This window comes from Bacillus cereus, from assembly GCF_002564555.1.
GTDB lineage: Bacteria > Bacillota > Bacilli > Bacillales > Bacillaceae_G > Bacillus_A > Bacillus_A cereus_K.
In genome coordinates this window covers 1-5,987 of sequence record NZ_NUVD01000052.1, presented here as the reverse complement: position 1 = coordinate 5,987, position 5,987 = coordinate 1, and the positions used below count along the sequence as shown (strand labels likewise).

Genomic DNA, 5,987 nt, shown 5'->3' with positions numbered 1-5,987 from the left:
TTTTGTGTTTAATAAAATATAGCTTATCATCTACGTATTTCTGGAGTGATAGATGATAAGCTATATTTATTTTTTTACATCAATAAGTTTAAAATGCTCACAAACAAGTAGCATATCTTCAGAAAAGGCATGGCCAAGTTGATTATGCTGTCTCCCCAGTAATCATAAGTACAATCACCTTCAGCAATAGCGAATTCTTCGGGTACTTCATTCATTGGTGTTATAGTTACTTCTATTGTCCTAATAATTGCTACAGGTTCATCCTAGCTATTGGGTACAATACTATAATCATTAGTCGTCGGTAACCGTTCATTTTCTAATTTACAAAAAATATGACCGGAGCATGTTGCTGTTTGAATAGTATACGTCTCTTTATTATCGCTTTGATATAAATAAATTCGGTTAGTTTATAGTTGTTACGTAGCCTATTGGTGATTTGGTCTGCAATAAAATTAGGATCAATACCTGACAATGTATCGCCTACATGTACTTCCCTTCCGTAAGTATAGAAACAAGGAAGAGGTTTGTCTGCAGTTTCTATATAACTGTAGTACTGAGTATCTCCGTCATATAGAGGTGTTAAGAAATCATGATGAATGGCCAAACAATACTATAATTGTTTTTCTGGCGTTAGTCTTTCAAGTTCGGTTAAGGCAGAGATAATACCACAATGTTCACCTTCTTCATCTCCATATAGTTCAGCTATAATACTAACTTCGCCGTTGGTACTGTTAATACTATTAAATGAAATTAAATCCCTTTGTTAGTAATTTAATTTGATCTTCTAGCTGCGGTTGTTTGTATATAGGCATTAGGATAAAATCTCCTTAAATATTATATTTAGGCTCTATTGTAGAGAAGTTAAGTACAAGTGAAAAACCATATAGAATGATTATTTAAATACAAAGAGGAAGTGATATATTACAGCATAAAGGAACGTTTGTTCTACACTAGTGTGATGGGTACACTTGATCAATGGGGTTGCGTATTTTTAATCCGGTATATGTGCTTAAAGAAGAAATACTATTATTAAGTGCGGACTTCAAGTATAGCGTGTAAGTTTATATATTAATGAATCGTTCGAAGAATATTAGGATTATTAAGGGTGATTTATTACCACTATGCCATATTGAAGCAAGTAATACTAAAGGTGAAATAGATAAAAAACCGATATTCCAACTTGAATATCGGTTTAATAATATGTGACTTATACGAATCTATAGCAATACGAAAAGCGTAAATAAGATGGCTAATAAAATACGATAATATGCAAAAGGTTTTAAACCTATCTTCTCTAAAAGCTTCAGAAAAGTTACTACTGCTAGCATTGCTACTATAAAAGAGGTAATGAATCCTACTGCAAACATAGGAATGTCATCGGCACTTAAATACTTCCAACTTTTTAATAAGTCTAAACCTGTGGCTCCAACCATTACAGGAAGAGCAATGAGAAAAGAGAACTCAGATGCAGTCTTATAATTTACTTTCGCTAATAGACCTCCAGAAATAGTAGAACCAGCTCTAGAGAAGCCGGGATATACTGCTAAGCATTGAAATAATCCAATTGTTAATGCTTGTCGGTATGTTAGATCATCCAGTGAAAAGGTGGTTGACTCTTTCTTTTTTACTTCTGCAAAAATCATAAGAATTGCCCCTGCTACAAGTCCGATTACGACAGTATACGGCTGAAATAAGTATGTTTTAATAACATCATGTAGTAGTAAACCAGCAACTACTGCCGGAAATACGCCAAGGAATACATGTAATGCGTTGAATTTTTTCTCTTTTCTTAGAAGAGGCTTAATATTACATAAAGAAACAAGACGTTTATGATATAAGATAGCGATAGCTAAGATCGCTCCTAATTGAATGACAATTTCAAATGTTTTTGCCCGTTCTCCTTCAAAACCTAGTAAATGTCCGACTAATATAAGATGACCAGTAGAAGAGATAGGTAAAAATTCAGCTAATCCTTCTACAATACCGAGTATGAAGGCAATAATGATATCGCTCATATTTTCACTCCTATAAATTAATGAATATCTACTCTCTTAAAATAGAATAGTGTTGCAATAAATCCGAGAATGGTAGTTGCCGCGATGATGATATAAGAATACTCTGGTGGATAAGTCGGTTGTAAGTCATTATTTGCTATATCTAATGTAGCGGTCCATGGGAATAGGTCTTTGTGTTTTGAATTTACGATCATAAGGTTAGTCATTGTAATAATAATTGTTAATATAATAGGTGGTACATAGGTTTTCATTACAAGAGTGAGTAGTACAATAGGTGAAGACAATAGAAAAAGAAGTCCACCGCATATTAAAAATTTCACGAGAGAGTCTAAAAGTAAGGTGATACTAAATCCAGGGAAGCTACCTAGTAGCCCTAATAATAAAGTTAGTGCCCAAGCGACTAAAGTTAGCATCATGATCCAAAGGAATAGAAGGATGAACTTACTTATAATAAAGCTAATGCGTGACACTGGGATAGTTAGTAAATGCTTTAGTGTATCTTCTGTATATTCACGGGTAAACAGATAAGCAACCACTACTCCATATAAGGGGAATCCTATAATTAAAGTAGTATATAAGTTAACTTCAGTGAATAATTGATGGAACAAAATAGTCGGAGTTGGCTGTTTTGTTTTTATGTGTATATAAGACGCTACTACTACTAAGAAAGGTGCGACACCGGCCCCGATAATACTAATCAAAAACATATTAGAGCGTTTTAGTTTTAATAGTTCTGTATAGAGTAGATTAACCAATCGTTCCACCTCCAACTAGCTTGGTGAAATAATCTTCTAACCTGTCTTCGCTCATCATCATTTTTAATACTTCAATATCATTAAGAACAAACGCTCTGTTAATGCGTCCTTGTTGTCCAAAATGAGAGTAAACGCGAATATTCCCTTCATCACGTACTTCATAATCAAAAATTTGAAAATGATTTTCTAATAGCATCGCAGCTTTATGGTCATTATTCACCTGAAATTCTATGTATTTACGGTTTGCTTTACGCAGCGTATCAAGAGAAACCTCCTCTAGTAACCTTCCTTCATGAATAATCCCCATACGATCGACTAATTGTTCTACCTCGGCTAATATATGACTGGAGATAAGTATCGTTATATTTCTTTCTTGAGCTAAAGATTTAATAAGTTTTCGCATTTCTTTAATACCGATGGGGTCTAGACCGTTAGTTGGTTCATCTAATATGAGTAGTTCAGGATAATGAAGAAGTGCACGTGCAATTCCTAAGCGTTGTTTCATCCCTAAAGAGTATTTTCCTACTAATTTTTTTGTTTCGTGCTGCAAACCTACAATTTCCAAGGCCTCGTCAATGGCATTCCTTTTGTGAACTCCAATTATCTTTGCATTAATTAATAAGTTTTCTCGTGCTGTCAAGTTTTCATAAAACCCTGGAACCTCAACGATAGAACCAATTCTTCTTAAAATATCTTTTTGGTTTTGAAACAAATCTTCCCCGAATATTTCAATATTTCCACTTGTAGGTTTTATAAGGCTGAGCAGCATACGAATAGTTGTTGTTTTACCGGCACCGTTACGTCCTATGAATCCATAAATCTCGCCTTGTTGTACATTGATATTTAGATTATCTACTGATTTTTGAGTGCCGTATATTTTAGTAAGATTCGTCGTTTTTATAATTGTATTTATAGGAGACACCTACTTTCTATAAGTTCTTAATTACATGATAAAAAGAAGGGTTTAACTACGTATTAATCATTTCTTAACTATTTCTTAAAAGTAGTGTGTTTTGGGATGGAAAAGCCAAAAGTAGTTCTTTCCCAAGGAATACTGTCCACCCATATATGTCCACTATTTTTCTCGACGAGCGCTTTACAAATAGAAAGCCCAAGGCCGCTACCACCCAAAGAGGAATTTCTTGATTGTTCGCTTCGGTACATTCGCTCAAATACGTTTTGTAAATCGTGTTTTGGAATGCCGGGTCCTTTATCCCAAATAAGAAGTTCATATTCTGTATCGGTTTCTAGTAGCTCGACTCCTACTATTTTCCCATCCTTCCCGTAATAGATGGCATTTTTCGTTAAATTTTCTATAACCCGTATAAGGCTAAGATGATCTGCAATAATAGGACAAGTAGATTCTGGTATGAGAACTTGTAGTTCGATATTATGTTTTGAAAGCTCAGGTAAAAACTCGATTAACACTTCTCTAGTAACTTCAGAAAAATCGAGTTCTTCTTCTTTTAATGGAAATTCATTAGCATCTAGCTTTGCCATATTGAATATTTCATCAACTAGGTGCTTTAAGTTGTTTGATTTCATATAAAGTATTTTAAGATATTCTTGCTTTTCTATTTCAGAAGCAGCAACCCCATCTTTCAAAGCATCAATATATCCAATAATAGAAGTGAGTGGTGTTCGGATATCATGCGAGATACTAGACAAAAGTTGTTTTCTCGATTCCTCGAATTTTTTTGCCTCAATCTGAACTTTTTCTAATTCAGCTATTAATTCGTTTATTGAAAACACGATATTATGTAATGAGCGATCATTGTTCGTGAATAATCTTGTTTGTAAATTTCCTTTAAGTGCACGATTTAATTTAGTGACCATTGATTTGCGACTTCGAATAAAGTGTATTCTTGAAAAGAAAAGATATATTGTAATTAAGATAAGAGTAATAAATAAAGATATTTTTACTTTGGGGCCCGCGTTTATATTTAAAAGCCCGCAAATGATAAGTTGTAATGAAATAAGAAAGAGGATCTTATCAGTCTTCAAGTTTTTCACCTACAAACTTATAACCAATTCCCCATATAGTTTGAATGAATTTTGGATTGGAAGGATCGATTTCTATTTTCTTTCTAAGTTTTCTAATATGTACCATAACGGTATTATCATCTTCTATATAATTATCGTCCCATACATTTCGGAAGAGCTGTGTTTTTGTAAATACTTGCCCTGGGTTTGAGGTGAAGAATCTTAATAGTTCAAGTTCTTTTCCGGTTAAGTTGATTTCTTTATCGTTTGTATGAACCGTGTATGTATTTAAATCGATAGTTAGCCCTTTAAAAGCTAAAGTTGTTTTCTCTTGTACAGTAGTGTTACTTCCAAGAACCAAAAAGCGTCGCATAAGAGATTTTACTCGTGCAACCACTTCGTGAATACTGAAAGGTTTCGTAATATAGTCATCAGCCCCAATGCTTAAACCTAAAATTTTATCAACTTCGTGATCTTTAGCAGTTAGCATTAATATCGGTATGTTAGTTGTATCCCTAAGTTTTCTACATACTTCAATCCCATCTACTTTTGGCATCATAAGATCTAATATAACGAGGTTATAGTCGTTTTGATTAAATAAATGCAATGCTTCTTCGCCGTTAATTGCAGTATCTACCATATATAATTCTCGCTCTAAATATCTTTTTAATAAGTCTCGAATTTCTTTATCGTCATCTGCTATAAGAATACGTATATCTTTCATATCGTCACCTGCTTCTAATAGAATGTTATTAATAGTACAATTTGATAAACAATGGGGAATAGGGAGTGGTAATAAAAAATAAAGCAACTTTCTAATTATATACTATTAATTGTTAAAATAAGGTTGCTAGTTTAGCTGGAAAGAGTCAATCGTATAAGTTCGGTAAGATGGGGGGAGCGAGTTCTTTGTAATAGAGAAGTGTCTAAATTGAATAGTATTTAGAAGAATAGATTAGTAAAGAAAAGTAGACGATGGTTTCTATTTTAATGAAATCTTTATAGGTTCTTACCTGGAGCTAAAGAGTACGAAGATATTAAATTAAATATCTTTACAAAAAGGTGTTGACGATTAGAGTTTAGAGGTGTAATATAGGACAAGTCGCCGATAGCAACAACGCAGAAAGCGGCAAACGAAATAAAAACAAAATGAAAAACTTAGTTGACATTGAAATATGAAAATGTTAAAATAAGGGAGTCGCAAATGAGCGGCAGACAAGTTCTTTGAAAACTG

At 33.4% G+C, this 5,987-nt stretch carries 5 protein-coding genes and 1 pseudogene; all 6 read right to left on the bottom strand.

The window, feature by feature from the left end; genetic code table 11:
• Positions 1 to 66 precede the first annotated feature (66 nt).
• Positions 67 to 359: pseudogene (locus COI75_RS17195) on the bottom strand (ASCH domain-containing protein); the annotation flags it as partial.
• An 858-nt stretch (positions 360 to 1,217) separates the two neighbouring features.
• Entirely contained in the window at positions 1,218 to 2,015 is a 798-nt protein-coding gene (uppP, locus tag COI75_RS17185; protein WP_001279965.1) for an undecaprenyl-diphosphate phosphatase UppP, read from the bottom strand.
• A 17-nt stretch (positions 2,016 to 2,032) separates the two neighbouring features.
• The gene (locus tag COI75_RS17180; RefSeq protein ID WP_000247706.1) at positions 2,033 to 2,770 is read right to left on the bottom strand and encodes an ABC transporter permease; all 738 of its coding nucleotides are present in this window, start codon (positions 2,768 to 2,770) and stop codon (positions 2,033 to 2,035) included.
• Positions 2,763 to 3,692, bottom strand: a complete 930-nt coding sequence (locus COI75_RS17175) for an ABC transporter ATP-binding protein (protein WP_000074563.1) — start codon at positions 3,690 to 3,692, stop codon at positions 2,763 to 2,765. The genes COI75_RS17180 and COI75_RS17175 overlap by 8 nt, the downstream gene beginning before the upstream one ends.
• Before the next feature lie 68 nt (positions 3,693 to 3,760).
• On the bottom strand, positions 3,761 to 4,774 hold the full coding sequence (locus tag COI75_RS17170; RefSeq protein ID WP_000845322.1) for a sensor histidine kinase: 1,014 nt from the start codon (positions 4,772 to 4,774) through the stop codon (positions 3,761 to 3,763).
• Positions 4,764 to 5,477, bottom strand: a complete 714-nt coding sequence (locus COI75_RS17165; protein ID WP_000651973.1) for a response regulator transcription factor — start codon at positions 5,475 to 5,477, stop codon at positions 4,764 to 4,766. Before COI75_RS17165 ends, COI75_RS17170 begins: the two co-directional genes overlap by 11 nt.
• Between the last annotated feature and the right edge of the window lie 510 nt (positions 5,478 to 5,987).

Coding starts and splice junctions, on each gene's coding strand:
- uppP (WP_001279965.1), bottom strand. CDS start 2,015: ATGAGCGATATCATTATTGCCTTCATACTCGGTATTGTAGAAGGATTA.
- COI75_RS17165 (WP_000651973.1), bottom strand. CDS start 5,477: ATGAAAGATATACGTATTCTTATAGCAGATGACGATAAAGAAATTCGA.